The sequence below is a fragment of the Tersicoccus mangrovi genome (genome assembly GCF_036881825.1).
GTDB classification, from domain to species: Bacteria; Actinomycetota; Actinomycetes; order Actinomycetales; family Micrococcaceae; genus Tersicoccus; species Tersicoccus mangrovi.
The window spans coordinates 22,400-48,057 of the sequence record NZ_JBAJMW010000007.1 but is presented as its reverse complement, the minus strand read 5'-3'; the positions used below and the strand labels follow the sequence as shown (position 1 = coordinate 48,057).

The 25,658-nt window shown below is 72.8% G+C and carries 19 protein-coding genes; 14 read left to right on the top strand and 5 right to left on the bottom strand.

Going from position 1 to position 25,658, the window contains the following annotated elements; genetic code table 11:
* Window positions 1-34 precede the first annotated feature (34 nt).
* The 5 genes from gmk (at window position 35) to V6N00_RS14135 (ending at window position 6,039) form a co-directional block, all read left to right on the top strand.
* A complete protein-coding gene (gmk, locus tag V6N00_RS14155; RefSeq protein ID WP_334233417.1) occupies window positions 35-583 on the top strand; it encodes a guanylate kinase in 549 nt (182 codons plus the stop codon).
* 98 nt (window positions 584-681) lie between these two features.
* Window positions 682-1,005, top strand: coding sequence for a DNA-directed RNA polymerase subunit omega (gene rpoZ, locus V6N00_RS14150; protein ID WP_334233227.1), 324 nt, complete (start codon window positions 682-684; stop codon window positions 1,003-1,005).
* Window positions 1,006-1,018: 13 nt separating this feature from the next.
* On the top strand, window positions 1,019-2,284 hold the full coding sequence (gene coaBC / locus V6N00_RS14145) for a bifunctional phosphopantothenoylcysteine decarboxylase/phosphopantothenate--cysteine ligase CoaBC (RefSeq protein ID WP_334233225.1): 1,266 nt from the start codon (window positions 1,019-1,021) through the stop codon (window positions 2,282-2,284).
* The gene (metK, locus tag V6N00_RS14140; RefSeq protein WP_334233223.1) at window positions 2,281-3,480 is read left to right on the top strand and encodes a methionine adenosyltransferase; all 1,200 of its coding nucleotides are present in this window, start codon (window positions 2,281-2,283) and stop codon (window positions 3,478-3,480) included. Before coaBC ends, metK begins: the two co-directional genes overlap by 4 nt.
* Before the next feature lie 198 nt (window positions 3,481-3,678).
* Complete coding sequence (locus V6N00_RS14135; RefSeq protein ID WP_334233221.1) at window positions 3,679-6,039, top strand: primosomal protein N' family DNA-binding protein; 2,361 nt, start codon at window positions 3,679-3,681, stop codon at window positions 6,037-6,039.
* Between the two features lie 381 nt (window positions 6,040-6,420).
* Here the strand turns inward: V6N00_RS14135 and V6N00_RS14130 are convergent, their stop codons facing one another.
* Genes V6N00_RS14130 through V6N00_RS14120 form a run of 3 tightly spaced genes read right to left on the bottom strand, consistent with a single transcriptional unit; the run spans window position 6,421 to window position 9,367 of the window.
* A complete protein-coding gene (locus V6N00_RS14130; RefSeq protein ID WP_334233219.1) occupies window positions 6,421-7,569 on the bottom strand; it encodes a glycosyltransferase family 4 protein in 1,149 nt (382 codons plus the stop codon).
* A complete protein-coding gene (locus V6N00_RS14125; RefSeq protein ID WP_334233218.1) occupies window positions 7,566-8,510 on the bottom strand; it encodes an alpha/beta fold hydrolase in 945 nt (314 codons plus the stop codon). Before V6N00_RS14125 ends, V6N00_RS14130 begins: the two co-directional genes overlap by 4 nt.
* A complete protein-coding gene (locus tag V6N00_RS14120; RefSeq protein WP_334233216.1) occupies window positions 8,507-9,367 on the bottom strand; it encodes an aldo/keto reductase in 861 nt (286 codons plus the stop codon). Before V6N00_RS14120 ends, V6N00_RS14125 begins: the two co-directional genes overlap by 4 nt.
* A 245-nt stretch (window positions 9,368-9,612) precedes the next feature.
* On the opposite strand from V6N00_RS14120, the gene V6N00_RS14115 reads away from it, so the two are divergent.
* The 7 genes from V6N00_RS14115 (at window position 9,613) to holA (ending at window position 21,253) form a co-directional block, all read left to right on the top strand.
* The gene (locus V6N00_RS14115; RefSeq protein WP_416385093.1) at window positions 9,613-10,320 is read left to right on the top strand and encodes an MIP/aquaporin family protein; all 708 of its coding nucleotides are present in this window, start codon (window positions 9,613-9,615) and stop codon (window positions 10,318-10,320) included.
* A gap of 39 nt (window positions 10,321-10,359) precedes the next feature.
* Window positions 10,360-11,874 (top strand): glycerol kinase GlpK, encoded by a 1,515-nt coding sequence (gene glpK / locus V6N00_RS14110; RefSeq protein WP_334233213.1) that lies wholly within the window; start codon window positions 10,360-10,362, stop codon window positions 11,872-11,874.
* Between the two features lie 279 nt (window positions 11,875-12,153).
* A complete protein-coding gene (leuS, locus tag V6N00_RS14105; RefSeq protein WP_334233209.1) occupies window positions 12,154-14,694 on the top strand; it encodes a leucine--tRNA ligase in 2,541 nt (846 codons plus the stop codon).
* A 34-nt stretch (window positions 14,695-14,728) separates the two neighbouring features.
* Window positions 14,729-15,634 carry a DegV family protein gene (locus tag V6N00_RS14100; RefSeq protein ID WP_334233208.1) on the top strand — a complete coding sequence of 302 codons (906 nt, stop codon included), beginning with the start codon at window positions 14,729-14,731 and terminating at the stop codon, window positions 15,632-15,634.
* 58 nt (window positions 15,635-15,692) lie between these two features.
* A complete protein-coding gene (locus V6N00_RS14095) occupies window positions 15,693-17,096 on the top strand; it encodes a ComEA family DNA-binding protein (protein WP_334233206.1) in 1,404 nt (467 codons plus the stop codon).
* A gap of 461 nt (window positions 17,097-17,557) precedes the next feature.
* Window positions 17,558-19,993 carry a ComEC/Rec2 family competence protein gene (locus V6N00_RS14090; protein WP_334233204.1) on the top strand — a complete coding sequence of 812 codons (2,436 nt, stop codon included), beginning with the start codon at window positions 17,558-17,560 and terminating at the stop codon, window positions 19,991-19,993.
* Window positions 19,994-20,149: 156 nt separating this feature from the next.
* Window positions 20,150-21,253: a DNA polymerase III subunit delta gene (gene holA / locus V6N00_RS14085; RefSeq protein WP_334233202.1), complete on the top strand. Its 1,104-nt coding sequence runs from the start codon at window positions 20,150-20,152 to the stop codon at window positions 21,251-21,253.
* A gap of 128 nt (window positions 21,254-21,381) precedes the next feature.
* On the opposite strand, the gene rpsT is transcribed toward holA, so the two are convergent.
* Complete coding sequence (gene rpsT, locus V6N00_RS14080; RefSeq protein ID WP_334233201.1) at window positions 21,382-21,642, bottom strand: 30S ribosomal protein S20; 261 nt, start codon at window positions 21,640-21,642, stop codon at window positions 21,382-21,384.
* 294 nt (window positions 21,643-21,936) lie between these two features.
* On the opposite strand from rpsT, the gene lepA reads away from it, so the two are divergent.
* Both lepA and hemW read left to right on the top strand, forming a co-directional pair.
* Entirely contained in the window at window positions 21,937-23,802 is a 1,866-nt protein-coding gene (gene lepA / locus V6N00_RS14075) for a translation elongation factor 4 (protein ID WP_334233199.1), read from the top strand.
* A 7-nt stretch (window positions 23,803-23,809) separates the two neighbouring features.
* Window positions 23,810-25,039 (top strand): radical SAM family heme chaperone HemW, encoded by a 1,230-nt coding sequence (hemW, locus tag V6N00_RS14070; RefSeq protein ID WP_334233198.1) that lies wholly within the window; start codon window positions 23,810-23,812, stop codon window positions 25,037-25,039.
* A 35-nt stretch (window positions 25,040-25,074) separates the two neighbouring features.
* Here the strand turns inward: hemW and V6N00_RS14065 are convergent, their stop codons facing one another.
* Window positions 25,075-25,497, bottom strand: coding sequence for a DUF4870 domain-containing protein (locus tag V6N00_RS14065; protein ID WP_334233195.1), 423 nt, complete (start codon window positions 25,495-25,497; stop codon window positions 25,075-25,077).
* Window positions 25,498-25,658 lie beyond the last annotated feature (161 nt).

Sequence of the window (25,658 nt, the reverse complement as noted above, 5' to 3'; positions counted from 1 at the left end):
CCGTGCACGGACCGGCGGGGACGGCACGCCGCGGCTGACCGTCCTCGCCGGGCCGACCGCCGTCGGCAAGGGCACCGTCTCCACCTACATCCGCGACAACTTCCCGCAGGTGTGGCTCTCCGTCTCGGCGACGACGCGGGCGCCGCGCCCGGGGGAGCAGGACGGCGTCCACTACTTCTTCCTCACGCCGGAGCGGTTCGACGAGCTGGTCGAGACCGGCCAGATGCTCGAGTGGGCCGTCGTGCACGGTCGTCACCGGTACGGCACGCCGCGGCCCGCCGTGGAGGCCGCCCTGGCCGAGGGCCGCAGTGTGCTGCTGGAGATCGATCTGCAGGGCGCGCGGCAGGTGCGCGAGGCCATGCCGGAGGCGTCCTTCGTCTTCCTTGCGCCTCCGACGTGGGACGAGATGGTCCGCCGGCTCATCGGACGCGGCACGGAGACGCCCGAGGAACAGCAGCATCGGCTCGAGACCGCTAGAATGGAGCTCGCTGCAGAACCCGAGTTCGACCACACCGTGGTCAACGACCGGGTCGAGCGTGCCGCTGCGGAGCTCGTCAGCCTGATGGGGCTGCCCGCCCGCTGACGCGCTGCTCACCGGCTCCGCCCCGGTTCTGCCCCGCGATCCTCGGCCACCGGCCCACGCCGGCCGGCCCGAGACCCCGACACCTGGAGACGAATTCCGTGACCACTCACGCCGAAGGCATCATTTCCCCGTCGATCGACTCGCTGCTGGAGACGACCGACTCCAAGTACGCGCTCGTCATCTACGGCGCGAAGCGTGCCCGCCAGATCAACGCCTACTACGCGCAGCTGCACGAGGGCCTGTTCGAGTACGTCGGGCCGCTGGTCGAGACGAAGCTGAACGAGAAGCCGCTGTCCATCGCCCTGCGCGAGATCGACGAGGGCCTGCTCGAGCGCAAGGCGGTCGACCCCGACGCCGTGCCCGAGAACGCCTCCGCGCTCGACGACACGGACGTCTTCGGCGACGCCGACCCCACCGCGTGACCCGGGGCGGCGCGTGAAGGTCGTCCTCGGTGTCGGCGGCGGAGTCGCCGCCTACAAGAGTGCGCTCCTGCTGCGGATGTTCACCGAGCAGGGGCACGACGTCACCGTCCTGCCGACCGCCGCGTCGCTCCACTTCGTCGGGGCCGCCACCTGGGAGGCCCTCTCGGGCAAGCCGGCCCCGCGTGACGTCTTCGAGGACGTCGAGCTGGTCAACCACGTGCGGCTCGGCCACGAGGCGGACCTCGTCGTCGTCGCTCCCGCCACCGCCGACCTGCTCGCCCGTGCGGCTCACGGCCTGGCGAACGACCTGCTGACCAACACGCTGCTCGTCGCCACCTGTCCCGTCCTGCTGGTGCCCGCGATGCACACGCAGATGTGGCAGCACCCGGCCACCGTTGCCAACGTCGCGACCCTGCGCTCCCGCGGCGTGCACGTGCTCGACCCGGCCGTCGGCCGGCTGACCGGGCACGACAGCGGACCCGGCCGGCTGCCCGATCCGGACGACATCCACGCCGCGGCTCTCGCGCTGGTCACGCCGGACGCCGTCGGCTCGGACGCCGTCGGCTCGGACCGCACGGACGGGGAAAGCCTCGACGGTGCGCTGCTCGCCGGACGGCGGGTCGTCGTCACCGCCGGCGGGACCCGCGAACCGCTCGATCCCGTCCGTTACCTGGGCAACCGGTCGAGCGGCAAACAGGGCGTGGCCCTCGCGCGGGCGGCCCTCGCCGCCGGGGCCGAGGTCACTCTCGTCGGCGCCAACCTGCAGGTGGAAGCGCCCGCTGGCGTCGACCTGGTCACCGTCGAGACCAGTGAGCAGCTGCGGGGCGCGGTCCTGTCCGCGACGACCGACGCCGACGTCGTCATCATGGCCGCCGCCGTCGCCGACTTCCGGCCGCGCAGCCTCGCCGCGCACAAGATCAAGAAGAGCGAGGACGGCACCGACCCGGTCATCGAGCTCACCCGCACGCCCGACATCCTCGCCGAGATCTCCGCGCACCGGGCTCGACCCGGCCAGGTGATCGTCGGTTTCGCCGCCGAGACGGGCGACGACACCCACACCCCGCTCGAGTTCGCGCGCGCCAAACTTGCCCGCAAGGGATGCGACGCCCTGGTGCTCAACGAGGTGACCGACGGGGCCGTCTTCGGGCAGGACAGCACCGCCGTGCACGTCGTGACGCCGGACGGTCAGGTGGCCGAGGCGACCGGCTCGAAGGATGATGTCGCCGTGTTCCTCGTCCGCACGATCGCCGGGATCGCAGCCAGTACAGTGGGCAGGTGACTTCCACCGATCTGCGTCTGTTCACCTCCGAGTCCGTGACGAACGGGCACCCGGACAAGATCTGCGACCAGATCAGTGATGCCATCCTCGACGGCATGCTCGCCGCCGACCCGGACTCCCGCGTCGCCGTCGAGACCATGGTCACGACCGGCCTCGTGCACGTTGCCGGTGAGGTGACCACGGCCGGGTACGTCGAGATCCCGCGCATCGTCCGCGACACCATCCTGCGCATCGGCTACGACTCCTCCGACAAGGGGTTCGACGGTGCCAACTGCGGTGTGTCCGTCTCGATCGGGGAGCAGTCGCCGGACATCTCCGGCGGCGTGACCACGTCGCTGGAGGTGCGCGAGGGCCGGGCCGTCGACGACCTCGACCGCCAGGGCGCCGGCGACCAGGGCCTCATGTTCGGCTACGCCAGCGAGGAGACCCCGGTCCTGATGCCGATGCCGATCTGGCTCGCGCACCGGCTCTCCGAGCGGCTCACCGAGGTGCGCACCAGCGGCAAACTGCCGGGCCTGCGGCCGGACGGGAAGACGCAGGTCACCATCGGCTACGACGGCCTGACCCCGGTGTCCGTCGACACCGTCGTCGTCTCCACCCAGCACGAGGCCGACTACACGCAGGCGCGGCTGAAGGCCGACATCACCGCCGCGGTGATCGAGCCGGTGCTCGCGTCCTCCGGGCTGGACACGTCGAGCACGAACTACATCATCAACCCGGGCGGCCCCTTCGTCATCGGCGGCCCCGTGGGCGACGCCGGACTGACCGGCCGCAAGATCATCGTCGACACCTACGGCGGCATGGCCCGTCACGGAGGCGGCGCGTTCTCGGGCAAGGACCCGTCGAAGGTGGACCGGTCCGCCGCGTACGCGATGCGCTGGGTCGCGAAGAACGTCGTCGCCGCGGGTCTCGCCGCGCGCGCCGAGATCCAGGTCGCCTACGCGATCGGGCAGGCGGCCCCGGTGGGCCTGTACGTCGAGACGTTCGGCACGGAGAAGACGGACCCGGCCCGGATCACCCGCGCCATCCGCGAGGTCTTCGACCTGCGGCCGCTCGCCATCATCCGGGACCTCGACCTGAAGCGGCCGATCTACGCCCGCACCGCCGCGCACGGCCACTTCGGCCGCGAGGAGCCCGGCTTCACGTGGGAGCTCACCGACCGCGCCGATGCGCTGCGGAGCGCCGCCGGGCTCTGACCCGCGGTCTGGTCGACCGCGCCTCTCTCACGGTTTCATCCGCTCGGTCGTCCGCCCGGGCGGAGCTCCGACGTCGGGCTGACCGGGGGCTCATCGGCGGAGGTGCGCCCGCGTCCGGTTCTGTCGGTAGCCCGTGATGGACTGATTCCGCGAACGAGGGGCGCACGAAGCGCCGGCCCGCGCCGGAGGGAGGGATCGATGACAGCGTCCACACCGGAGGAGCACTCCGGGCAGGCCGCCCTGCTCGACCTTCCCCCGGTCCGCTCCGGGGCCACGCCGGAGCCGGCCGCCGACCCGGTCGACATCGCCCGCGTCGTCGTCGACAGTCCGCTACCGCACCTGGACCGGCCCTTCGACTACCGCATCCCGGCGGCCATGGCCGGAGCCGTCACCGTGGGTTGCCGCGTGACCGTGCGCTTCTCGGGCCGGGTCCGCTCCGGCTTCGTGGTCGAGCGCGTCCGTGAGCCCGATCCGGGTGGACGGCTGGCCGAGCTGCAGCGCGTGGACTCCTCCGTGCCGGTGCTGACGGCCGAGGTGCTCGCCCTCGCCCAGGAGGTCGCCGCCCGGTACGCCGGGGTCACGTGGGACGTGCTGCGTGCGGCCGTGCCGTCCCGGGTCGCGGCGGTCGAGAAGAAGCTGGACCTGCCCACCGATGTGACGCGCTGGAACGGCAGGTCGTCCTCGGACGACGACGGGTCGCGCTCCTCCGACGGTGCGGCGGGCACGGCGGATGGTGATGCGGCCTCGGCCGACGGCGGTTCGTCCTCGGACGACGCGGGGCCGCGTCCCGGTGACGGCGGGGCGGCGACCACGCCGACGCCGGAGCCGGCCGCGACGGGTGCGCACGCCACCGTCGGTGGCGTCGATCCGGGCACGTCCGACGAGTCGGACGGCGCGGCAGCGCCCGAATCGCGCCCCACGGGTATCGCTCGACCCGACGGTGCCGCGCACACCGACGCGCCCGACCCCGCCTTCGCGTTGTATCCGCGCGGCGCGGCCTTCCTCGAGCACGTCCGATCCGGGGGATCACCGCGGGCCGTTCTCGACGCCGCTCCCGGGCACGGGCCGCACGCGTGGCCCGAACTGCTCGCCTCGGCGATCGTCGCCACTCGTGCCTCGGGCCGCGGCGCCGTCGCCGTCGTCCCGGATCTGCGGGATCTCGCCCGGCTCGAGGCCGCCCTCGCCGGCCGGCTGCCCGAGGGCGATGTCGTCCGCCTCAGCGCCGACGACGGCCCGACCCCGCGGTACCGCAACTACCTCGCCCTGCGGTTCGGAACCGCTCGGGTCGCGATCGGCACCCGGTCCGCCGCCTGGGCGCCCGTGCCCGACCTCGGCCTGCTGTGCCTGTGGGACGACGGCGACGACCTGCACGTCGAACCGCGGGCGCCGTACCAGCACAGCCGCGAGGTGCTCCTGCTCCGGGCCGGCCGGACCGGGGCCGCCGTCCTGCTCGCCGGGTCCAGTCGGAGCACCGAGGCGGAGCGGCTCGTCGTCTCGGGATGGGCCCAGCCGCTCAGCCCGGACCGTGCCACCCGTCGTCGTACGGCGCCACGCGTCGTCAGCACGGCCGACAGCGTCCAGTCCGCCCGGGATCCGCTCGCCCGCGTCGCCCGGTTGCCGCAACTGGCCCATGAGACGGCGCGCAGCGCCCTGACCCGGGGACCCGTCCTCGTCCAGGTGGGACGGACCGGTTACGCGCCGGCGCTGTCGTGCCAGCGCTGCCGGCAGCCGGCCCGGTGCCCGCACTGCTCGGGGCCGCTCGCGGTGTCCGGACGGCACGCCCCGCCCGTGTGCCGCTGGTGCCAGCGCAGCGCCCCCGCGTACGCCTGCCCGGTGTGCGGCGGGACCGCACTGCGGATGATCGCCGTGGGAGCGCTGCGAACGGCGGACGAGCTGGGGCGCGCGTTCCCGCAGGTGCCCGTCATCTCGTCCTCGGGCGACCACATTCGCACCGAGGTGCCCGACGAGCCCGCGCTCGTCGTCGCCACGTCCGGCGCCGAACCGGTCGCGGCCGAGGGGTACGCCGCGGCCCTGCTGCTCGACGGCGACGCGATGCTCGAGCGGGAGTCGCTCCGGGCGGCCGAGGAGACGGTCCGTCGGTGGTTCGGCGCGGCCGGTCTGGTCCGCGGTGCCGCCGACGGCGGGGTCGTCGTCGTCACGGCGGGGGAGTCCGCCGCGGTGGCCGCGCTGGTGCGCTGGGACGCCGCGGGGTTCGCCGAACGCGAGTACGCGCTGCGGCGGGAGCTGTCGCTGCCGCCGGCCGTCCGCGTCGCCGCCGTGACCGGCACGCCGGACTCGTTGCGCGATCTGCTGGACCGGGCGGAGCTGCCGGACGGTTGCCGGGTGATCGGTCCGGTGCCCATGGCCACCGGCGCTGACCCGGCCGCAGGCAGTCCGAGGACCGCACCGGGCGAACGGGAGGAACGCGCCCTCGTGTTCTTCCCCTACCGGCACGGGGCGGCGGTGGCCGCGGCACTGAAGGCCTCCCGCGCCCGGCAGTGGGCCGGCAAGCGTGCCGGTCCCGCCCATCTGCGGCTGGACGGCCTCGACCTGGTCTGACGTGTCCCGGACGCCAACGGCCCCTCCGCCGGCGTCGTCGCGTTCCGTCCCGCGACACGCCGCCGTCGGACGGGATCCAGCGCCCTGTCCCCATCTCTCCGGGCATGTCCTGGGACCGGGTGCAGGCGAAGCCGGGTCCGGCCCCCGTGCATCGACGGCTCGACCACACTGCCGCGAGCGCGGACCCGGCTTCCGGCGAGGCAGTGGACAGATGTCGAGCCCGCCCCACCCCATCCCACGACACGCTGTCGCCGATCGAGATCGGGCGCTCTGTCCCGATAGGACCCGGCGTGTCCCGTGACCGGATCCAGGCTCAGCGCAGCAGCAGCCTCGGCGAAAGCCGGTCCGCGTCGGCCGCCCAGCGCGAGCGAGCCCGGCTCATCAGCGGCGGCCGATTCGCGCCGCGACCCGCGACAGCAGCCCCGACGCCGCACCGGACGCTGCGCCGCGCTCGTCCCGCTGCCGCTTGACGTCCTCGGCCAGGGCGAGCAGGGTCCGGGCGGAGGCGTCCCAGTCGAAGTCGGCGGCCCGCTGCACACCCCGTGTCGACGCCGCGGCGAAGGCTTCCGGGTCCTCCAGCTCGCGGACAACGGCGGCGACCGCGGCCGGGTCCGTCGGGGGCACGTACCGCACGGCGTCGGCGCCTACCTCCCGGAAGATCGGGATGTCGCTGGCGATCACCGGGGTCCCCTCCGCCATCGCCTCGACCAGCGGCAGGCCGTAGCCCTCGGCCTGGGAGAGGGTGACCAGCGCGGTGGCGCGGTGCAGCAGGTCCGTGTACTCCTCGTCGCTGACCCCGTCGTGGAAGACGACGCCCGCGCCGTCGGGAACGGCCGCGGACAGTTCCTGCCGTCGCACCGGGGGCACCCGGCTGAGCAGGTGCAGCGTGTACCCGGGCAGGTGTCCCATCGCGGCGACCAGCGTCTCGACGTTCTTGTACGGCAGGAACGCGCCCATGTAGACGAGGGAGCGTTCCGGTGAGACACGGGGGTCGCGCGGGCCCGCGGCGGAGGCCGGCTGGGGTGCGTTGCCGATCACCGTGACCGGCCGGCGGGTCAGCCGGAGGCGGGTGATCGCCGCCGCCGTGGTCGCGCTGACGGTCGCGACGGCGTCCGCGCGGTTCAGCAGCAGCCGCTGCGGCCAGTACGCCCGGTGATAGAGCCGCCACAGCAGCCGCACCGGTGCGGGCAGGAACCCCGGCGGGGTCGGGTGCTCGTAGTAGATGGTGTCGTGCAGCGTCAGGATCAGCCCGTACCGCCGGCCGAAGCTGCCCATCGTCTGCATCGGGCAGAACACGACGTCGGGCTTCAGCCGGTTGACGGTGCCCGCGATCAGCAGTTCGGCGGGGGAGAGGGGACTGGACACCTTGACCCACGGCACGTCCGGCAGCAGCTCGAGCTGCCGCTCGTCGTGGATGAGCATGACGACGTCGGTGTGCCGGGACAGCGCGGCGATCAGGCTCGCCCCGTAGCGGCTGATGCCGTCGTGCCGGCCGATCCGGGTGAACCGCGCGTCCACGAGCAGCCTCACGACGTCACCCCCGTCGCCGGCGCAGCCGGTGGGGCCGGCGCCACCGGGGTCGCCGTGTCGGGAGCGGGGTGCCGGTCGAGGAAGTCGGCGATCAGCTCGGCGACGAGCTCGGGCGTCTCGTAGTGCGTCAGGTGCCCGACGCCGGCGATCACGGACAGCTCGGACCCCGGCAGCAGTGCGTGCAGCCGGTGCTGCGTGTCCAGCGGGGCGATGTCGTCCGCGTTGCCGGCGATCAGCTGCACGGGCAGGTCCAGCCGGTCGGCCGCCTCGGTGACGGTGCCGGTCACGGACGCCGTGAAGGCCTCCTGCACGACGCGCCGCTGCGAGAACGCACTGAAGTACCGTCGGTGCTGGTCGTGGATGAATCGGCGCAGCGCGGGGTCCTTCGTCGTCGCCATCACCTCGCTCATCAGCCGCACGATCGCCCGGTTGCGCAGCAGCGCCTGGCCGACGGGCTCGGGCAGCCGGGCGCCCGCGGCGTAGTAGAGCTGCGCGAGCCGCGACATCAGCGCCTGCGGACCCTCCAGCGCGGGGGCGGCGATCGGGTTGATCAAGGTCAGGCTGCTGAAGGCGTCAGGTCCCGCCGCGACGGCGTGGGCCGCGACGATCGAGCCGAACGAGTGGCCGACGAGCGCTGGGGCCGACGCCGGGCTGACCACCGCGGCGACGCTGCGGACGAAGCGGGCGTAGGCGGGCACGTCATGACGGCCGGGCAGGGCCTCCGCCGCGCCGAAGCCGGGCAGGTCGGGCACCACGACGCGCAGCGTCGGGGACGTACCGGCGAGGGCGGCCGCGATACCGGCGAGCCCGTGGTGGTCGCCGCGGAAGCCGTGTACGAGCAGCACGGTGCGCGCGGACGGTGCACCGCCGTCGGCGCCGTACGACCAGATCGGGGTGGTCGCGCCGTCCGGGAGGTCGAGCATCTCCTGCCGCCCGCTCATCGGACGGTCTCTGGGTCGGGGCCGCCCCGCTCGCCGCGATCCAGGCCGGCGATCCGGTCCATCGTCTCGTCGTCGAGCCGGAAGGAGAACAGGTCGATGTTCTGGGCGATGCGGGCCGGGCTGCTGGCCTTGGGGATGACGACGCTGCCGCGCTGCAGGTGCCAGCGCAGGATCAGCTGGGCGATGGACACCCCGAGCGGTCCGGCGATGGCGGCCAGCTGCGCGTCGTGCAGGCAGGCGCCGCGTCCGAGGGGGCTCCACGCGACCGTCGCGATCCCGTGCGCAGCGTGGAAGGCGAGCAGCTCGTCCTGCTGCAGGTAGGGGTGCAGCTCCACCTGGTTGACGGCGGGCACGACGTCGGTCTCCGCGAGCAGGCGCTCGAGCTGCGGGACGGTGAAGTTGCTGACGCCGATGCTGCGCACCGCGCCCTCGTGGTAGAGCCCCTCGAGCTGGCGCCAGGCGTGCACGTACCGGTCCGCCGAGGGCACCGGCCAGTGGATGAGGTACTGGTCGACCGTGCTGAGCCCGAGCGCGGCGCGGGACTGGGCGAAGGCGGCCCGCGCGTCATCGTGCCGGTCGTTCCACAGCTTCGTGGTGACGAAGACGTCCTCCAGGTCGAGCCGGAAGTCGCCCTCCTCGGACACGGCCTCCCGCACGGCGGCACCCACGCCGGCCTCGTTGCGGTACAGGGCCGCCGTGTCCACGTGCCGGTACCCCGTCTCGAGGGCCTCACCGACCAGCTCGGCGGTCCGCTCGGCCGGGATCTGGAAGGTGCCGAATCCGACGGTGGGCATCTGCACGCCGTTGTTCAGGGTGATCTCCCGGGTCACGGCGGCCGGGGGAATGGCTGGACTCATGGCCACGACTCTATCCGTGCAGGTCGGTCGCGGTTTGGCCCGGCGCGGCCCGGACGGCCGCCAGGTTGCACAACCGTGCCCTTGGCTCGAAGATGTGGTGGGGACCACACCGGTTCACCACCCCACCGGCACCACGGGGTTTCCGTTCCACCCCGCGCACGAGGGACGACGTCGTTCGTCGTGCCCGCTTCCCTGAAGGAGTCAAGGTGTCACTACACGCATTCGTGGCCGAGACATTCGGCACCATGCTGCTGCTGCTGCTCGGCTGCGGCGTCGTCGCGAACGTCGCCCTCGCCAAGACCAAGGGCAACGGCGGCGGTTTCCTGATGGTCAACTTCGGCTGGGGCCTGGCCGTCTTCGCCGGCGTCTTCGCGGCCGCCGCGTCCGGGGCACACCTGAACTTCGCCGTCACCGTCGGCCTGTGGGTCAACCCCGACACCGCGACCTTCGCGCCCGGGATCGACAAGAACTTGGGCAACGCCCTCCTCTACCTGCTCGCACAGATGATCGGCTCGATCCTCGGCGCCGTGCTCACCTGGGCCGCGTACAAGCAGCACTTCGACGAGGAGCCGGACCCGGCCAACAAGCTGGGCGTGTTCTCCACCGGTCCCGCGATTCGCAGCACCCCCTGGAACCTGATCACGGAGATCATCGGCACCTTCGTGCTCGTGTTCGTCATCGTCAGCTTCGGCAACACGCCGAGCGGCCTCGGCCCGCTGGCCGTCGCCCTGCTCGTCGTCGGCATCGGCGCCTCCCTCGGTGGCCCGACCGGGTACGCCATCAACCCGAACCGTGACCTCGGCCCCCGTATCGCCCACGCGTTCCTGCCGATCAAGGGCAAGGGCTCGAGCGACTGGGGCTACGCCTGGATCCCCGTCGTCGGCCCGATCGTCGGCGGCATTCTCGGCGGCCTGCTGGCCCCGCTCGTTCACGTCGCCACCGCCGCGGCCTGAGCCCCGTCCATCCGTTCATCCCCAACGAAGGAGTCACTCATGGCCGACTACGTTCTGGCGATCGACCAGGGCACCACGTCCTCCCGCGCCATCGTGTTCGACAAGTCCGGCAGCATCGTCTCGTCCGGCCAGCTCGAGCACGAGCAGATCTTCCCGCGCGCCGGCTGGGTCGAGCACGACCCGGAGGAGATCTGGACCAACGTCCGCGAGGTCATCGGCACCGCGCTCAGCCGCGCGAACCTGACGCGGCACGACATCGCCGCCGTCGGCATCACCAACCAGCGGGAGACCGCGGTGGTGTGGGACAAGACGACCGGCAAGGCCGTCTACAACGCGATCGTCTGGCAGGACACCCGCACCCAGAAGATCGTCGACGAGCTCGCCGCCGATGGAGGCGTCGAGCGCTTCAAGGACACGGTGGGCCTGCCGCTGGCGACCTACTTCTCCGGCACCAAGGTCAAGTGGATCCTCGACAATGTCGAGGGGGCCCGCGAGAAGGCCGAGGCGGGGGACCTGCTGTTCGGCAACACCGACTGCTGGGTGCTGTGGAACCTGACCGGCGGCGTCGACGGCGGCGTGCACGTCACCGACGTCACCAACGCCTCCCGCACGATGTTCATGGACCTGGAGACCCTGTCCTGGGACCAGGGCATCCTCGACGTCTTCGGGGTTCCCGCCTCGATGCTGCCGGAGATCAAGTCCTCCTCCGAGGTCTACGGCACCGTCGCCGGCTCGCAGCTGCTGCGGGAGACCCCGGTGGCCGGCATCCTCGGTGACCAGCAGGCGGCCACCTTCGGCCAGGCGGCATTCGAGAAGGGCGGCGCCAAGAACACCTACGGCACCGGCAACTTCCTCATCGTCAACACGGGCGAGGAGATCGTCCGCTCGAAGAACGGGCTGCTGACCACGGTCTGCTACAAGCTCGGCGACGCGAAGCCGGTCTACGCCCTCGAGGGGTCCATCGCCGTCACCGGGTCCCTGATCCAGTGGCTGCGGGACAACTTGGGCCTGATCAAGACGGCGCCCGAGGTGGAGGAGCTGGCCCGCACGGTCGAGGACAACGGCGGGGTGTACATCGTGCCCGCGTTCTCGGGCCTGTTCGCCCCCTACTGGCGCGGTGACGCCCGCGGCGCGATCGTCGGCCTCACCCGCTACGCCAACAAGGGCCACATCGCCCGCGCGGCGCTGGAGGCCACGGCCTTCCAGACCCGTGAGGTGCTCGACGCGGCCAACGCCGACGCCGGGGTCGACATGGAGGACCTGCGCGTGGACGGCGGCATGGTCGCCAATGACGCGCTGATGCAGTTCCAGGCCGACATCCTCGGCATCCCGGTGATCCGGCCCAAGGTGATCGAGACGACGGCGCTCGGTGCCGCGTACGCCGCGGGCCTGGCCGTCGGGTTCTGGGACAGCACGGACGACGTGACCGCCAACTGGGCCGAGGACAAGCGCTGGGAGCCGCAGATGGACGGCGCCGAGCGCGACCGCCAGCTCCGGCTGTGGAAGAAGGCCGTCACGAAGACCTTCGACTGGGTCGACGAGGACGTCCAGTAGCACTCGCTCGAACCGCTGACACGGGTCGGCACCGGGGCATCGCGCCTCGGTGCCGACCCGCTGCGCTACCATGGACGACATGCCGTTCCGACTTCTCTAGAGGCTGTGCCGACGAGGGCTGCACGCGTGCAGCGGCGTCACGTCAGGCACAGCGGCCCCTTGCTCAGCGAGGGGCTTTTGTGTGTCCGGGCCCGGAACGGGTCCGCACCGCCCTATGCGTCGAACGGGATTGTCGGACCCACCCGTCGCACACCGTCGCACCGAAGGACTGAGACCAGCGTGAACACCGAGGCGCAGCAGACACCAGCGCAGCACGGAGACCAGCACAGCGACGGGCAGCAGGCCGCCGGTTGGGACTTCGCCGCGCTCGAGGCCACCTGGGGCCCGTGGTGGGAGCAGAACGACGTGTTCGCCCCGGTCGACGACGGGTCCCGGGAGCGGCGGTACGTCGCCGACATGTTCCCGTACCCCTCCGGTGACCTGCACATGGGCCACGCGGAGGCGTTCGCGATGGGCGACGTCGTCGCCCGGTACTGGCGCCTGAAGGGCTACGACGTGCTGCACCCGATCGGGTGGGACTCGTTCGGCCTGCCCGCCGAGAACGCCGCGATCGCCCGCAACGCGCACCCGGCCGAGTGGACGTACGCGAACATCGAGACGCAGGCGGCCTCCTTCAAGCGGTACGGCCTGAGCCTGGACTGGAGCCGGCGGCTGCACACGTCCGACCCCGAGTACTACCGGTGGACCCAGTGGCTCTTCCTGCAGCTGTACCGCCGCGGCCTGGCGTACCGGAAGAACTCGCCGGTCAACTGGTGCCCCAAGGACCAGACCGTGCTGGCGAACGAGCAGGTCGTCAACGGTGCCTGCGAGCGGTGCGGCACCCCGGTGACGAAGAAGGCCTTGAACCAGTGGTACTTCCGGATCACCGACTACGCGGACCGGCTGCTGGACGACATGGACGCGCTGTCGGGCCACTGGCCCGAGCGGGTGCTGGCGATGCAGCGGAACTGGATCGGCAGGTCCACGGGCGCGCACGTCGACTTCGTGATCGAACCCGTCGCCGGCACGGACAGCGGCCAGGCCGAGCAGAAGGTCACCGTCTTCACGACCCGTCCCGACACCCTGTACGGCGCCACGTTCTTCGTCGTCGCCGCCGACGCGGACCTCGCGTCCGAGCTGGTGACGGACGAGCACGCCCAGATGCTGACGGCCTACCGCGAGGAGGTCAAGCACCTCTCCGACATCGAGCGGCAGGCCACCGACCGCACCAAGACCGGCGTGTTCCTGGGCCGGTACGCGATCAACCCGCTCAGCGGCGAGCGACTGCCCGTGTGGGCCGCGGACTACGTCCTGGCCGACTACGGCACCGGCGCCATCATGGCGGTGCCCGCGCACGACCAGCGCGACCTGGACTTCGCCCGAACGTTCGACCTGCCGGTCCGCGCCGTCGTCGACACCGGCGACGAGGACCCGGCCGTCACCGGCATCGCGACCGCCGGCGACGGCACGCTGATCAACTCGGGCCCGCTGGACGGGCTGGGCAAGACCGAGGCGATCGCCCGCGCCGTCGAGCTGGTGGCCGAGGCCGGCACCGGTGAGGCGACCGTCAACTACCGCCTGCGGGACTGGCTGCTGTCTCGGCAGCGGTTCTGGGGCGCGCCGATCCCGATCATCCACTGCGCCACCTGCGGCGAGGTGCCGGTCCCCGACGACCAGCTGCCGGTGCGCCTGCCCGACGACATGCGCGGCGCCGACCTGGCCCCGCACGGCCAGTCCCCGCTGGCCTCGAACGAGGCGTGGGTCCGGGTCGACTGCCCGTCCTGCGGCGGTGAGGCGCGCCGGGACACGGACACGATGGACACCTTCGTCGACTCGTCCTGGTACGTGCTGCGCTACACCTCCCCGCACGACACCGAGGCCGCGTTCGACCCCGAGGCCGTGCGCCGGTGGGCGCCCGTGGACCAGTACGTGGGCGGTGTCGAGCACGCCATCCTGCACCTGCTCTACAGCCGGTTCATCACCAAGGTGCTGCACGACGAGGGCCTGCTGGACTTCGTCGAGCCCTTTACGGCTCTGCTGAACCAGGGGCAGGTGCTCAACGGCGGCCGGGCGATGAGCAAGTCGCTGGGTAACGGCGTGGACCTGAGCCAGCAGCTGGACAAGTACGGGGTCGACGCCGTCCGCCTGACCATGGTGTTCGCCTCCCCGCCGGAGGACGACGTGGACTGGGCCGACGTCTCCCCGTCGGGGTCGGCGAAGTTCCTGGCCCGTGCGTGGCGCCTGGCCGACGACGTGGCGTCCCCGGTCGGGACGGATCCGGCCGCCGGTGACCGGGCGCTGCGGGTGGTCACCCACCGCACCGTCGCGGACGCGGCCGCGCTGCTGGACGACCACAAGTTCAACGTCGTCGTCGCCCGCACCATGGAGCTGGTCAACGCGACCCGCAAGGCCATCGACACCGGGGCCGGCGCCGCCGACCCCGCCGTGCGCGAGGCGACCGAGGCGGTGGCGATCCTGCTCAGCCTGGTCGGCCCGTACACGGCCGAGGACATGTGGCACCGGCTCGGGCACGAGGGACCCGTCAACCAGGCGGCGTGGCCGACGGTCGACGCGTCGCTGCTGGTGCAGCAGACCGTGACCGCCGTCGTGCAGGTCGCCGGCAAGGTCCGCGACCGGCTCGAGGTGCCCGTCGACATCAGCGAGGACGCGCTGCGCGAGCTGGCCCTGGCCGCCGACGGCGTCGTGCGGTCCCTCGACGGCCGCGGGGTGCGCACGGTGATCGTCCGGGCACCCAGGCTCGTCAACATCGTCCCGGCCTGATCCGGCCGGAGCGACGGCGGGTGGGTCGAGGCGCGTGAGTGAGCCCGGGCAGCGCGTGCCGTCGGTGGCCGTGGTCACCGACGCCGCCTGCGGGCTGCCCGACGATCTGCGGGCCACCCTCGAGGCCGAGCACGGCCTGACGGTACTGGACCTGCCGGTCTCGGTGGACGGCGAGACGCTGCCGCCGGGACCGCCCGCCGCGCTCGAACTCGCCCTGGCCTCGGGCCGGGCGGTCGCCACGTCGCGTCCCTCGCCCGGGGCCGTCGAGGCCGTGTACCGCCGGCTGGCCGCCGCCGGGCACACGCACATCGTCTCCGTGCACCTCTCCGCCGGCCTCTCCGGCACCGTGGACTCCGCGCGCTGGGCGGCCGGCCGCGTGCCGGTGCCCGTCTCGGTCATCGACTCCGGCACCGCCGGCATGGCCCTCGGGTACGCCGTCCGGGACGCCTGCGCGGCGGCGGCCGCCGGAGCGACGCCGGCCGCGGTGGCCGCGTCCGCGCGGCGCGCCTCCGAGCGCCACCGGGTGCGCTTCTACGTGCCGAACCTGGAGACGCTGCGCCGTGGCGGCCGGGTCGGTGGGGCCGCCGCCTGGATCGGCGGCGTGCTCGCGATCAAGCCGCTGCTGCAGATCGACGACGGCGTCGTCGTGCCGCTCGAACGGATCCGCTCCGCCGTGCGCGCGATCCGCCGGCTCGAGGCGCTGGCGGCCGCCGATCTCGCCGCGACGCCGCCGTCGTTGCCCCGGGAATGCGCCGTGCACCACTTCGGGAACGTCGCCGAGGCCGAGGAACTGGCGGAGCGGCTCACGGAGCAGACCGGCGTCCGGCCACTGGTGTCCCGGCTGCCTTCGGTCCTCGCCGCCCACGTCGGCCTCGGGGTGCTCGGTGTCGTCACCGGGCGGCCCGGTTCTCCCTCCACAGGCACCGTCGCCCACGGCTGAATCCACATCCGGGACTCTTCCGACACCGGCCGGACGGTGGGCTTCCTAGCGTGGGCCCATGGCCGATCCGCCCGCCCCGTTCGCCTCGCGCGCCGAGTGGCGCGCGACCGTCGGTGGCCGCCGTGGCGGGGGCTCGCGGTGGGGCGGTGCAGGGCGGGATGGTGCAGGGCGGGGCGGCTCGAGGACGGACGGCGCGGGGCTGATCCGGCAGGTCGGCGCTGAGCGTCCGCTCGGGCGTGCTGCTGGGCACGACGGTGCGACCGGCGACGCTGATCTGGAGATCGACCTCGACGCTCGGCGGTGGCGGCGTCCCGCGTACGACGAGACGAGCGAGCCAGGGCCGTCGGGATGGCCGCCTGCATGGGACGAGCACGACGCCTGGAACGATCGGGACGGCCGCGCACAGGGCAGCAGCACGCCAGTTGACGCGCTGGGCAGGGACGACCGCGAGCACGGTGACGCGCCCAGAGGCGCGCGGCACTGGCTGGGCCGGGACGAGGGCGACCTGGTGGGGTGGACGGACCGCGACCTCGATGAGGACGACCACGGCGTCGATGACGAGGACGATGCCGCCATCGATGACGAGGACGATGCCGCGCTGAGGTGGGCTCGACCGGACGCGCGACGGCGTGGCCAAGTCGCGTGGCGGATCGGGACGGCGGCTGCGGTGGTCCTGGCGACCATCGCCGTCGTGCTGCTCGTGCGCGCGTTCGTCGCGCCCGCGGCGACGCAGGTCACCATCAGGCCCGTCACGACGGCCACGTCGGCGGAGGCGTCCGGGCGGGCGACGTCCGCAGCGTCGTCCGTGTCGGGCTACTCGAGCAGCAGCGGTGCCGCCGCGACCGAGCATCCGGCGGCGGCGTCGGCACCCGGCGCCGACGCCGCGAGATCGACCCCGCCGTCGCCAGGACCGTCAGGGGCAGGGTCGACGGGGACGGTCATCGTGCACGTGACCGGGGCGGTGCACCGGCCCGGCATCGTCCGACTGGCCGCCGGCAGCCGCATCGCCGATGCGGTGTCCGCCGCCGGCGGGGCGCTTCCCGGCGCGCAGATGGACCGCATCAACCTGGCGGCACGCGCCGAGGACGGTACCCAGATCCGCGTGCCGGCGGCGGGGGAGGACACATCCGCTGCCGCCGCTGCCGGGGGCGCCACGCCGGGCGGCAGCGGTGGAACGACTGCGGGTGCTGCGACACCACCGGCGGTCTCGGGCGGGGAAACAGCAACCGGTGGAGGCACCGGTGTCGGCGCGAGCCCTGCCCCCGGCACTCCGGTGAACATCAACACCGCCGACGCCGCCGCACTCGACGGCCTGCCGCGGGTCGGGCCGGTGATGGCCCAACGCATCGTGGCCTGGCGCACCGAACACGGACCGTTCGCCGCCGTGGACGACCTGGACGCGGTGCCCGGTATCGGCGAGAAGATGATGGCCGAACTGCGGCCGCTGGTGACCACGGGATGAGCGCGCGATCGGACCCACCCTGGCGGCGGCTCGTCCAGGCCGCCAGCAGCGGACCGGGCGAGCCGAGCGTCCGAGGTCCCGCGGTGACTCAGGGCGGCTCCGATGTCTTCCTCGCCGCCGGCGCCGGATCGGGTTCTCCGGTGCGACCGCCCGGAGATGCCACGCGACACACCTCACCGCCGCCTCGCCGGCAACGGCGCTGGGATCTCCGGCTGGTCGCGCCCGCCGCAGTGGTGTGGGCCGGTACCGCCATCGGGATCACGATCCCGCCCGTGGTGATCGGCGTGGCCCTCGGGTCCGCGGTCGCGGGCGTGCTGGCGTTCGTTGCAGCCCTGCTCCGGAGGCAAGGGCAAGTCCGCCGCGGTCGTGTGTCGACGGCGGCCGAAGAACGTCGATCTGCGGGAGGTCGATCTGTCGCACCCCGTTCTGAGCGACTCCCCGCGCCCTTCCGCCGTCGACGCGTGCCGCTCGTCGCGGTCGGCGCTCTCCTGCTGCTCGGGTCGGCCGGCCTCGTGACGGGCCAGGCGTCCTCGGGCCTGCAGCGCGCGGGACCGATCGGCGCGGCCATCGCCGGTCGAGCGGCAGTGACGGCCGAGCTGACGGTCACGGACGAACCGCGCCCGGTGGGTGCAACCGGTTCGCGGACGCAACAGCAGGGCCTGGTTCTCGTCCGGGGCACGATCACGGCGGCCGCAACGGGAGGCGTCAGGTTCTCGGCAGCGACGCCGGTGCTCGTGGTGGGTGATCGGCGGTGGGCCTCGGTACGTCCCGGTCAACGGGTCCGGGTCGCCGGCGCGCTCGCGCCCACGGACGCCGGATCCCGGGAGGCCGCGTTCCTGCGTGCCAGCACGCCGCCCCGGCTCGTCGCCGAGCCGGCCGCCGTCGAGAACCTCACGGCACGGATCCGGGAAGCCCTGCGCGCGCAGAGCGCCGCCCAGTCGCCCGACGCCGGGCAACTCGTTCCCGGTCTGGTGCTCGGCGACCGGGCACCCCTGGGTGAGGATCTGCGGGCGGCGATGGCGACGGCGTCGCTGACCCACCTGACGGCCGTCAGCGGGACCAACTGCACGATCGTCCTCGCGTGCGTGGTCGGTCTCGGCGTGCTGGTGCGAGCACCGCGCTGGTCGCTCGTCCCGGGCGCGGCTGCGGCCCTGACCGGGTTCGTGGTCCTGGTGGGGCCCGATCCGAGTGTGCTGCGTGCGGCCGTCATGGGCGCGGTCGGCGCGGTCGCTGTCGTCTCGGGCCGGGGCCGGGTGCCGGTGGCCATGCTCTGCACCGCCGTCGGCGTGCTGCTGTTCATCGATCCCTTCCTGTCCACGGCCCTCGGTTTCGGCCTGTCGGTCGTCGCGACGGCCGCCCTCATCGGGCTGTGCGGCCCGGTGGAAGACGCCCTGGCGGTGATGCTGTTCGCCCTGAACGTGCCGCCGATTCCGGGTGGGGTGATCAGGGCCGTGGCCGCGCCCCTGGCTGCGCAGCTGGCGTGCGCACCACTACTGGTGCTGGTCCAACCCGCGATCAGCACGTGGGGCGTGGTCGCGAACGCCGTCGTCGCCCCTGTCGTCCCGGTGGTGACGGTCGCCGGCTCTCTCGCCGCGCTCGTGGGCGTCGTCTGGCCACCGTTGGCGGTGGCCCCGGTGTGGGTGGCCGCCCGGTGCGCCGAGACGATCGCCGTCGTCGCCCGGTCCGCGGCGACGGCACCGGCCGCGCTCCTGCCGTGGCCCGGTGGTCCCGGGGGAGTCGCCCTGCTCGGCGCGGTCGATGCGGCGGTCGTGACGGTGCTGCTGGTCCTGGGTCGCCGCCTCGGCGGTCGGGCAATCACCGCGTCTGGTCGCTCTCCGCGTCCCCGCCCGGACACAGCGCGGACAGCGGCTCGGGTGGCATCGGGCTCGTCGCCCAGGAAGCGAGCGACACCGACGCGCGCGCGACCTCGCGGACCGGGAGGTGCTCGGCTCGGGCCGACGCGGCGCTGCCGTCGACGGCCGCGTCGGACGACGCGGTGGCTGCTGATCCGCGCCGGCATCGTGATGGGCGGCGTGGCGCTCGTCGCGGCCGGAACCGCCGCCTTCGGCGTCGTGGTGCCGGCTCCGCCACCGGGGCAGTGGCAGCTGGCCATGTGCGACGTCGGGCAGGGAGACGGCCTCGTGCTGCGGATCGGTGGCGACACGGCGATGCTCGTCGACAGCGGGCCGCCCGGACCCGCCATGGCCCGCTGTCTGGACCGACTCGGAGTGCATCACCTGGCCGCGGTGCTGCTCACCCACCAGCACGAGGATCACTACGGCGGCCTGCCCGACGCGGTGCGCGGGCGGTCCGTCGACCGCTATCTCGTCTCGGCGGCCGATGCGGCCCTTGCCCCGTCGGTCTCCGCGGTCATCCGGCAGGTCCCGGCATCGGTCGAACGCCTCGTCGCGCCCGCGCACGGCAGTATCGGCCCGGTCAGCTGGACTGTGCTGTGGCCCAGGACGCCCCGACCGATCGGCGACGAGAACGACAACAGTGTCGTCGTGCTGGTCACCGTCACCGCGACGGACGGGCCGCCCCTGCGGGTGCTGCTCACGGGCGACCTGGAGGAGGACGGTACGGCCGCTCTGCTCCGAGCCGACACGGGCACCGGCACCGGTACCGGCCTCGATGTCGGCGATGCGCTGCGCGGCCTGGACGTGATCAAGGTGGCTCACCACGGTGCCCGGAACGGCGGCACCGCGATCCTCGACGCCGTCCGCGCGCCGCTGGCCCTCGTGTCGGTCGGGCGGGACAACGACTATGGACACCCCGCCACCGGCATCCTCGACCACCTGCGCGGGCTCGGCGCCACCGTCTGGCGCACCGATCAGCAGGGCGCGGTCACCGTCCGTCGCACCGGGGACGGCATCGTGGCGACGGCGCTTCCGCCGTGACCGTCGCACGGCAGGGCGACGGCGCCCGCGCGGTTCGTCCGTGTCGCGATTTGTCGGCGGCCCATGGGATGCTCGAAGTCGACGTCGTCACCCTCCCGCCCGGGCCGGTGTCACGCCGTGTCTTCCGCCCCGTTCGTCCCGAGGAGGGCTGCCGTCGTGGCCGCTCGTACCACCGCCGCCTCCCGCGGCAAGGCTCCCGCCGCCCTCATCCCGTGGCGCGAGGTCGCCGCCGCCCCCGTCGTCCTGCTCAGCGGCGCCGAGGACCTGCTCGCCCAGCGGGCGCGCCAGCGGATCCGCGCCCAGCTGCGGGAGAACAGCGCGGACCTGCAGATCCAGCAGCTCGACGCCGCCGCCTATGCCGCCGGGCAGCTGACCATGATCGCCAGCCCCTCCCTGTTTGGGGAGACCATCCTCATCGAGGTCACCGGCCTGGCCGGCATGACCGACGACTTCCTCACGGACGCCCTGACCTACCTCGCCAATCCCGAACCCGAGGTCTACCTGGTCCTCTGGCACGCGGGCGGCAACCGCGGCAAGAAGCTCCTCGACGCCCTCAAGGCGGCTGCGGTGCCGACGGTGGACTGCCAGCCCCTCAAGCGGGACAGCGACAAGATGGACTTCGTCACCGCCGAGTTCCGGGCCGGTCGCCGCCGGATCGAGGCCGACGCCGTGCGGGCCCTCGTCAGCGCGGTCGGGTCGAGCCTGCCCGAGCTCGCCTCGGCCTGCGACCAGCTCATCTCCGACACGGAGACGACCGTCGACGCCGAGACCGTCGAGCGCTACTACGGCGGCCGTGTCGAGGCCACGGCGTTCAAGGTGGCCGACGCCGCCCTGTCCGGCAACAGCGTCCGCGCCATGGCGACGTTGCGTCACGCCTTCGCCACCGGTGTCGACCCGGTGCCGCTCGTCGCCGCCCTGGCGATGAAGGTGCGTGCCGTCGCCAAGGTGTACGGCCTGCGCGGGTCGTCGGCTGCCCTGGCCGGTCAGCTGTCGATGGCACCCTGGCAGATCGACCAGGCGCGACGGGAGGCGTCCCGGTTCTCCGAGGAGCACCTGGCCGCGGCGCTGACAGCCCTCGCGGCCGCCGACGCACAGGTCAAGGGCGAGTCGCGGGACCCCGAGTACGCCGTGGAAAGCGCCGNCCTGGCCGCGGCGCTGACAGCCCTCGCGGCCGCCGACGCACAGGTCAAGGGCGAGTCGCGGGACCCCGAGTACGCCGTGGAAAGCGCCGTCATGCTCATCGCGGCCGGTCGCCCGTAGGCGTTCACGCGCCCCCGGACACAGCTGTGGCCCGGACCGCATCGGTCCGGGCCACAACGGGATCCTCGAGTGCGGGGCGGCCGCCGGCGCGGTGCGTTCGCGCTGCCGGCGTCGCTCGACGCGTCAGCTCAGAGGCTGGAGACCTGCTTGGCGATCGAGGACTTGCGGTTGGCCGCGTTGTTCTTGTGGATGACACCCTTGCTGACGGCCTTGTCGAGCTTCTTGCTGGCGTTCTTCAGGGCCGTGGTGGCGGCCTCCTTGTCGCCGGCGGTCAGCGCGGTGTGGACGGCGCGGATGGCGGTACGCAGCTCCGACTTGTAGGAGTTGTTGCGCAGACGCGCCTTCTCGTTGGTGAGAATGCGCTTCTTCTGGGACTTGATGTTGGCCACGTGCTGATCTCTTTCCTGCGGGAAACGGGTGTGCGGTCTGAGGGCAGTGGGTCGAGAAGACTGAGAACGGCGTGGGGCACCGTAGTGGCGGATCGACCCGGTTCGTGCCCGTCGACCAACGGACACACAGCGGTCAAGTCTAGCAGAGCCCACGACGAGAAGGGGGAGGCCGCCCGACGGCGTGCCGTCGCGGCGGCGGCCGGTGCGCTTCGTGGGAGACTGGAAGGTGAACCGCCGTCGTTGGACGGCCCGGTACTCCACCCGTCCGCCATCCGTCCTGAGTGAGGGCTATCCGTGTCACCGCTGGCACGCACCGCACCGGTGCCCGCCGAGACCGCCCCGGAGATCATCCGGAATTTCTGCATCATCGCGCACATCGACCACGGCAAGTCCACCCTGGCCGACCGGATGCTGCAGTCCACCGGCGTCGTCCAGCCGCGGGACATGAAGGCCCAGTACCTGGACCGGATGGACATCGAGCGCGAGCGCGGCATCACCATCAAGTCCCAGGCCGTGCGCATGCCGTGGGAGGTCGACGGTACCGCATACGCCCTGAACATGATCGACACGCCCGGCCACGTCGACTTCACCTACGAGGTCTCCCGGTCCCTCGCCGCGTGCGAGGGCGCCCTGCTGCTCGTCGACGCCGCGCAGGGCATCGAGGCGCAGACCCTCGCCAACCTGTACCTGGCGATGGAGAACGACCTGACGATCATCCCGGCGCTGAACAAGATCGACCTGCCGGCGGCCCAGCCCGAGAAGTACGCGGAGGAGCTCGCCAACCTCATCGGCGGGGACCCCGAGGACGTGCTGCTCGTCTCGGGCAAGACCGGCGTGGGCGTCGAGGCCCTGCTGGACCGCATCGTCGCGGACATCCCCGCGCCGGTCGGCGTCCCCGACGCACCGGCCCGCGCCATGATCTTCGACTCCGTCTACGACTCGTACCGCGGCGTCGTCACCTACGTCCGCGTCGTCGACGGCGCCCTCACCCCGCGGCAGCGGATCCAGATGATGTCGACGCGCGCGAGCCACGAGCTGCTCGAGATCGGCGTCATCTCGCCGGAGCCCAATCCCACGAAGGGCCTCGGGGTCGGCGAGGTCGGCTACCTCATCACCGGCGTGAAGGACGTGCGCCAATCCAAGGTCGGGGACACCGTGACCGATCTGGCCAAGCCGGCGACGGAGTCCCTGGGCGGCTACGAGGACCCCAAGCCCATGGTCTTCTCGGGCCTCTACCCGCTGGACGGCTCCGACTACCCGGACCTGCGCGACGCCCTGGACAAGCTCAAGCTCAACGACGCGGCCCTGGTCTACGAGCCGGAGACGTCGGCGGCCCTGGGCTTCGGCTTCCGCTGCGGCTTCCTCGGCCTCCTGCACCTGGAGATCACTCGCGACCGGCTCGAGCGCGAGTTCAACCTCGACCTCATCTCCACCGCCCCGAACGTCGTCTACGACGTCACCATGGAGGACGGCTCGGAGACGGTGGTCACCAACCCGAGCGAGTTCCCGACGGGCGGCAAGGTCGCCGAGGTGCGCGAGCCGATGGTGTCGGCCACGATCCTCGCCCCGAGCGACTTCGTCGGCGCGATCATGGAGCTGTGCCAGGCCCGTCGCGGCCAGCTCGGCGGCATGGACTACCTCTCGGAGGACCGGGTCGAGCTGCGCTACCGCCTGCCGCTGGCCGAGATCGTGTTCGACTTCTTCGACCAGCTCAAGTCGAAGACCCGCGGCTACGCGTCGCTGGACTGGAAGGCCGACGGCGAAGAGGCGGCCGACCTGGTCAAGGTCGACATCCTCCTGCAGGGCGAGCAGGTCGACGCGTTCAGCGCCATCACCCACCGCGACAAGGCCTACTCCTACGGCGTCATGATGACGGGCAAGCTGCGCGAGCTGATCCCGCGCCAGCAGTTCGAGGTGCCCATCCAGGCCGCCATCGGCTCCCGCATCATCGCCCGCGAGAACATCCGCGCCATCCGCAAGGACGTGCTCGCCAAGTGCTACGGCGGCGACATCACCCGCAAGCGGAAGCTGCTGGAGAAGCAGAAGGAGGGCAAGAAGCGCATGAAGATGGTCGGCCGCGTCGAGGTTCCCCAGGAGGCCTTCATCGCCGCGCTCTCCTCGGACGACAGCGGCGCCGCGAAGGACAAGGCGAAGAAGTAGCCCCGCGATGCCCAGCGCTCTGCCCCTCGCCGACCCGGCTCCGGCCGACGGTCGGCTGCCCGCCACCGTCGCCGACGGCGCCGCGGACCGCACCTTCAGCCTCTACGTCCACATCCCGTTCTGCGCGGTGCGCTGCGGATACTGCGACTTCAACACCTACACCGCGACGGAGCTCGGCGGCGGGGGCAGCCAGGCCGAGTACGCGTCCCGCGCCGTCGCCGAGGTGGACCTCGCGGCCACGGTGCTGGCGGAGGCCCGCATCGGCGATCGGCCCGTGCACACCGTCTTCTTCGGCGGCGGCACCCCGACCCTGCTGCCGGCCGAGGACCTGATCCGCATCGTCGACGCGGCCCGGTCCCGCTGGACCTTCGCCGACGACGTCGAGATCACCACCGAGGCGAACCCGGACTCGGTGACCCCGGAGAGCCTCGCGCGCCTCGCCGCCGCCGGCGTCACCCGCGTCTCGTTCGGCATGCAGTCCGCCGTTCCCCACGTCCTCGCCGTCCTGGACCGCACCCACAACCCGGACAACGTGCCGCAGGCCGTCGCCTGGGCCCGCGAGGCCGGGCTGGACGTGAGCCTGGACCTCATCTACGGCACGCCGGGGGAGAGCCTCGGCGACTGGGAACAGTCCCTCGACGCCGCGCTGGCCTGCGAGCCCGACCACATCTCGGCCTACGCGCTGATCATCGAGGAGGGCACGCGCCTCGCGGCGCGGATCCGCCGCGGCCAGGTGCCCGACGTCGACGACGACGACCACGCCGCCAAGTACGAGCTCGCCGACGCGCGGCTGCGGGCGGCGGGCATGGACTGGTACGAGGTGAGCAACTGGGCCCGCGGCGTCGACCACGCCTGCCGGCACAACGTGGCCTACTGGCGCAGCGGCGACTGGTGGGGGATCGGGCCCGGTGCCCACTCCCACGTCGGCGGCGTGCGCTGGTGGAACGTCAAGCACCCGACGGCGTACGCCGCCCGGCTGGCGGCGGGGGAGTCACCGGCCGCGGGCCGGGAGACGCTCGACCCGTCGACCCGGCACGTCGAGGACGTCATGCTGCGCACCCGGCTGGCCGAGGGCCTGCCGGTGGCGACGCTCGGGGCATCCGGCCGACGTCAGGTCGCGGCGCTGATCGCCGAGGAACTGGTCGAGCCGGCCGCGGCCTTCGCCGGGGCGCTGCGCCTCACGCTGCGCGGTCGCCTGCTCGCGGACGCCGTCGTGCGGCGCCTGCTCGAGGACTGAGCCGCGGCCCCTCCCACCGGGGAGAGACGCTCTCGTCAGCCCCGGATGAGGCGGAGGTTGACCGGGTACCGGTAGGGCTCGCCCCGGTTGGCGTGCACGCCGGCGATCACGGAGAAGGCGGTGACGCCGAGCCACAGCGCGGCCGCGAGGAGCGCGAACACCCAGCCCACGACGGGGATGAGCGCGAGCACGTTGCACAGCACCGCGACGATGGTCGGCGGGACCGTGAAGTTGAGGGCCTCGTGGGATTCCTGCGCGGTGAAGGGGCCGCGTTCGCGGAACACGAGGTAGATGACCAGCGAGGGGACACAGCCGAGGATGCCGCCGAAGTGCGCCATGGTGGCCCACTGCCGGTCCTCGGTCGCCGTCAGAGGCAGGGCGTTGGCCGGGACACCGGTGTAGTCGCCTGCGTGGCCGTGGCTGGCACCGGGGCTCTCCTGCCGGGGGGTCTGCGACACGACTGCCTCTCTGCGGACCGTCCAGGACGGCCCACGCGTTCGGTGACCGGCGCGGCCACGGAGCGGTCCGCGCCGCGACTATTGTACCGGGCACACGGCACCCTCCCGGTCAGGGAACAGCGCTCCGGGACGTGATCCCGGCCGCGTCGAGATCGCCGCGC

Excerpts from the sequence above, each read along its gene's own strand:
- V6N00_RS14135 (WP_334233221.1), top strand. The coding sequence starts at position 3,679 with ATGACAGCGTCCACACCGGAGGAGCACTCCGGGCAGGCCGCCCTGCTC.
- V6N00_RS14125 (WP_334233218.1), bottom strand. The coding sequence starts at position 8,510 with ATGAGCGGGCGGCAGGAGATGCTCGACCTCCCGGACGGCGCGACCACC.
- V6N00_RS14120 (WP_334233216.1), bottom strand. The coding sequence starts at position 9,367 with ATGAGTCCAGCCATTCCCCCGGCCGCCGTGACCCGGGAGATCACCCTG.
- V6N00_RS14115 (WP_416385093.1), top strand. The coding sequence starts at position 9,613 with ATGCTGCTGCTGCTGCTCGGCTGCGGCGTCGTCGCGAACGTCGCCCTC.
- glpK (WP_334233213.1), top strand. The coding sequence starts at position 10,360 with ATGGCCGACTACGTTCTGGCGATCGACCAGGGCACCACGTCCTCCCGC.
- V6N00_RS14095 (WP_334233206.1), top strand. The coding sequence starts at position 15,693 with ATGGCCGATCCGCCCGCCCCGTTCGCCTCGCGCGCCGAGTGGCGCGCG.
- hemW (WP_334233198.1), top strand. The coding sequence starts at position 23,810 with ATGCCCAGCGCTCTGCCCCTCGCCGACCCGGCTCCGGCCGACGGTCGG.